Source organism: Rahnella perminowiae (assembly GCF_019049755.1).
GTDB classification, from domain to species: domain Bacteria; phylum Pseudomonadota; class Gammaproteobacteria; order Enterobacterales; family Enterobacteriaceae; genus Rahnella; species Rahnella perminowiae.
Map to the genome: position 1 here is coordinate 1 of NZ_JAFMOS010000290.1, position 3662 is coordinate 3662.

The 3662-nt window shown below is 56.8% G+C and carries 4 protein-coding genes; 1 reads left to right on the forward strand and 3 read right to left on the reverse strand.

The features are described 5' to 3' along the window. Positions 1 to 213 (forward strand): hypothetical protein (locus tag J1785_RS02520; protein WP_217218737.1); only part of this gene is annotated, 213 nt, incomplete at its 5' end. A 69-nt stretch (positions 214 to 282) separates the two neighbouring features. Here J1785_RS02520 and J1785_RS02525 read toward each other — a convergent pair. The 3 genes from J1785_RS02525 to J1785_RS02535 all read right to left on the reverse strand — a co-directional run bounded on the left by J1785_RS02525 (position 283) and on the right by J1785_RS02535 (position 3613). Then, positions 283 to 1371, reverse strand: coding sequence for an iron-containing alcohol dehydrogenase family protein (locus J1785_RS02525; protein ID WP_217218738.1), 1089 nt, complete (start codon positions 1369 to 1371; stop codon positions 283 to 285). A gap of 64 nt (positions 1372 to 1435) precedes the next feature. After that, entirely contained in the window at positions 1436 to 2290 is an 855-nt protein-coding gene (locus tag J1785_RS02530; protein ID WP_129951432.1) for a MurR/RpiR family transcriptional regulator, read from the reverse strand. Positions 2291 to 2293: 3 nt separating this feature from the next. After that, a complete protein-coding gene (locus J1785_RS02535; RefSeq protein ID WP_217218739.1) occupies positions 2294 to 3613 on the reverse strand; it encodes an MFS transporter in 1320 nt (439 codons plus the stop codon). Positions 3614 to 3662 lie beyond the last annotated feature (49 nt).

Here is a 3662-nt window from a genome sequence, read left to right on the forward strand (position 1 = left end):
GGCGTTTCAGAAAGCTTGCTGAATGAGAGGTTGCAGACCCTAGGCTGCAATCCCGAAATGAAGGCACCGCGAAGCGGCAAGATTTCCAGCCTGTCGCTGCGATACCTGAAACATAGCCAGCGAGCGGAGCGCTTGTTGAAAAAGCGAGGAGGAATCCAAAGGAGGAAAAGCACTTTCCTCCTTTGGGCGGTTTCGGCGCAACCCGATAAGTGATCACGGCAATTGAGAAACCGAAACTTTCACCATTTATCTTTCAAAAACGTTCTGATGTGCGTTCTCACATCAATTAATTTTTGCCCCGAGTCTCTCCACTCTTTCTACCGCACCTCTGACATCTTCAAATGTAATATCACCTGGCATGTTCGCCATATCCGGTGTGGTGAGGCTGCGGTCGATAATCACGGCCAGATCCTGCTCTGTCAGCCCTGTGGCGATATGCGCTAACTGCGTCGGTATGGCACTGGCGCGGGCCAGCGCGAGAGCGGCCAGCAGTTCATCGTCGCTGCGGTTTTCCAGTGCCAGCAGGCACAGGTTACCGTAACCGACCAGCAAACCATGAGGAATATGGCGGGTTTTCGGACAGGCGGTGAAGCCTTCGTAGAGTGCATGAGAAGCACCGGTGTGAGCGCCGTTACTCATGACTGAGGTCAGACCGGCGTAGAGGAAAATAGCATCGAGCACCTGTTCGAGCGCGTTATTGGCTTTACCGTCCTGCACCGCGAAACAGGCACCGGCGGCGAAATGCCTGATGAGGGTATAACACAATTCACTGTGGGTTCTGGCGACGCCCGCCAGGCCGGTCAGCTGGCTGAGATCGCTGATGGCGCGGTATTCATACCATTTTGCCAGCGTATCGCCGATACCTGCCGAGAGCCATTGCAGCGGTGAGGTTGCCAGCAAATCCGCATCGATCACTACCGCTGCGGGGCCACTGGACAAGGGCATCATGTCGCGGAATTCCCCATTCTGATGATAACGGAACGCCAGCGAGGTCACCGCCGAACAGGTGCCCGCAATGCCCGGCAGGGTGACGACCGGAATATTGCACGCCACGCCTGCCGCTTTAGCGGTATCCAGAGCTTTGCCGCCGCCGGTGGCGATAATCACCTCCACGCCCTGTGTACGGAAAACGTCCGCCAGACGGTTGATTTCTTCCTGACAACACACGCCGTTGAAGATTTCACTGCCGAGATAACTGACCATCTGCTGTTCAAGCTGATCCGCGACTTTCGCTTCGACACTGGCAATGGCGCGTTTGCCACCCACTAACATTGCCCGCTGGCCTAAGCGCCCGCACATCGCGCCCAGATGTTTTATGGCGCCGCGCCCGCGCAGTATGCTGGCAGGAAAGACCAAACGATGGGTGAACATGCATGCCCTCATAAACTCCGGTGTTTTATGAAGTATAGAAGGCGTGCCGGAGAACGTAAGAATATCAGCGGCGTCGCCTGCGTACGGCATCATGGGTTTTACGCAAGGCGTCGCGCGCGCCCGGAAGGCGCTGGGCGACACCGATAAACAGGCAGTCGATGATCAGCAGCTGGCTGGTACGGCTCGCCATCGCCGCTGCGCGAAAACCCATTTCACGATTGCTGGTTCGCAGCACGACATCTGCTTTACGGGCGAGGGCAGCACGGCCGTTAGCGGTAATGGCAAGCGTTTTCGCGCCTGCCGCTTTTGCCTGCGCAAGGGCTTCAATCACATCCGCTGTCTGGCCGGAGTGGGAAATCGCCAGCGCAACATCCGCAGCTGTTAACTGACAGGCGCTGACCAGACTTTCATCACTGCTGCCAAAAGTCTGGGCGACAACGCCGATGCGTCGCAATTTCTGACAAAAATCCTGCGCCACCAGTGCCGAGGCACCGGCACCGTAAATATCAATCCGGTGCGCCTGTGCAAGCAGGCTGACTGCCTGCTCCAGCGTGGCTGCGCTGAGGAGTTGCGTGGTTTCGGTCGCGCCTTTGACCTCGAATTCCAGCAGTTTTTGCAGTATCTGTTTGGGCGGATCATTGTCGCTGATATCCGCCGCCAGCGGCATTCCGGCGGGCATCGGGCTGGATGATTCTGCGGCTAATGCCAGACGCAGCGCCGGATAGCCGCTAAAACCCAGCCGTTTGCTGGTGCGCACCACCGTGGCAGTGCTGGTTTCGGCGTATTTCGCCAGTTCTGTCACGCCCATGTTGGCCACACCCGGCGGATCAAGGCGGATAAGAGTGATGATCCGCTTTTCCGCCGGCGAGAAGCTACCCTGTAATGCGTTCAGACGCGACTGCAAATGCGTGTCGTTCATCGCTTATTCATCCAGATCACGCAAATGATCATCCTTGCGCAACGTCATCAGTGCAAACAGGCTGACCAGACAGGTAGCGACTACGTAATAGGCCGGAATATCCAGATTGCCGGTTTCTTTGATAAGACCGGTAATAATCAGCCCGGCACAGCCTGAAAACACGGCATTCGACAGGGAATAGGATAATCCCAGACCGGTATAACGCACGCGGGTCGGGAACATTTCTGCCAGCATCGCCGGGCCGGGACCGGCAATCATTCCTATTGTTGCGCCGGCAATCAGCACTGCAATACCTTTCACCAGCAGGCTGCTTTGCGGGTTTTGCAGCAAATGCAGCAGCGGGAAACTCAGCACAATCACGGCGAAGACGGCGATCATCATGACCTTTTTACGGCCGATTTTGTCGCTCAGCCAGCCGGAAGGCAGGATGGCCAGCGCGAAACCGACGTTCGCCAGCACGGTGGCGACCAGCGCCTGTAAAAAAGTGGCATGCAGGGAAGTTTGCAAATATGACGGCATGACCACCAGGAAGGTATAACCGCCCGCCGACCATCCCATCATGCGGCCAATTCCCAGTGCGATGGCTTTGGCAGTAGCGACAGCCGATGCTTTTCCGGCTGTCGTTTTTTGTACTTCAGGTTCGTCTTTCTGACTGGCGACAAAGTTTGGCGTTTCATCAAGCTTCAGGCGCAGGTACAGCGCCACCAGCCCCATCGGCAGGGCCAGCAGGAACGGAATCCGCCACCCCCAGTCTTTCATTTGTGCTTCAGGAAGGGTCTGGACCAGCAATGCCACCAGCGCCACGCCGGTCAGCAGACCCAGCGACACGGTAAACGACTGCCACGCGCCATAAATACCGCGTTTACCTTTTGGCGCGAATTCGGTCATCAGGGAGACCGCTCCGCCGAATTCACCGCCGGCAAACAGGCCCTGGAACATACGCATCAGGGTCAGTAATAACGGGGCGGCCACGCCAATCTGCGCGTAAGTCGGCAGCAGACCAATGATCGCGGTGGCCAGCGTCATCAGCAGAACGACGGCAATCAGTGTCGGTTTACGGCCGATGCGGTCACCGATACGCCCGAAGATGATCGCACCAATCGGGCGGCAGAAAAACGCCAGCGCGAACGACGCATAAGTGAGCAGTAAACCGGTCATGCCGGTCTGGCCTTCCAGGGTGAAAAAGTTACCGGCAATCAGGGTCGCCAGATAACCGTAAACGCCAAATTCATACCATTCGATAAAATTACCGACCGAACCGGCGACGAGGGCGCGGCGTGACTGACTGGCGGTGGCTGGGGAAATCTGTCCGGTGCGGGTCATCATTAACCTCTTCAGCAAAAGAACTTTGTTATAAGAATAGGATGTAAAT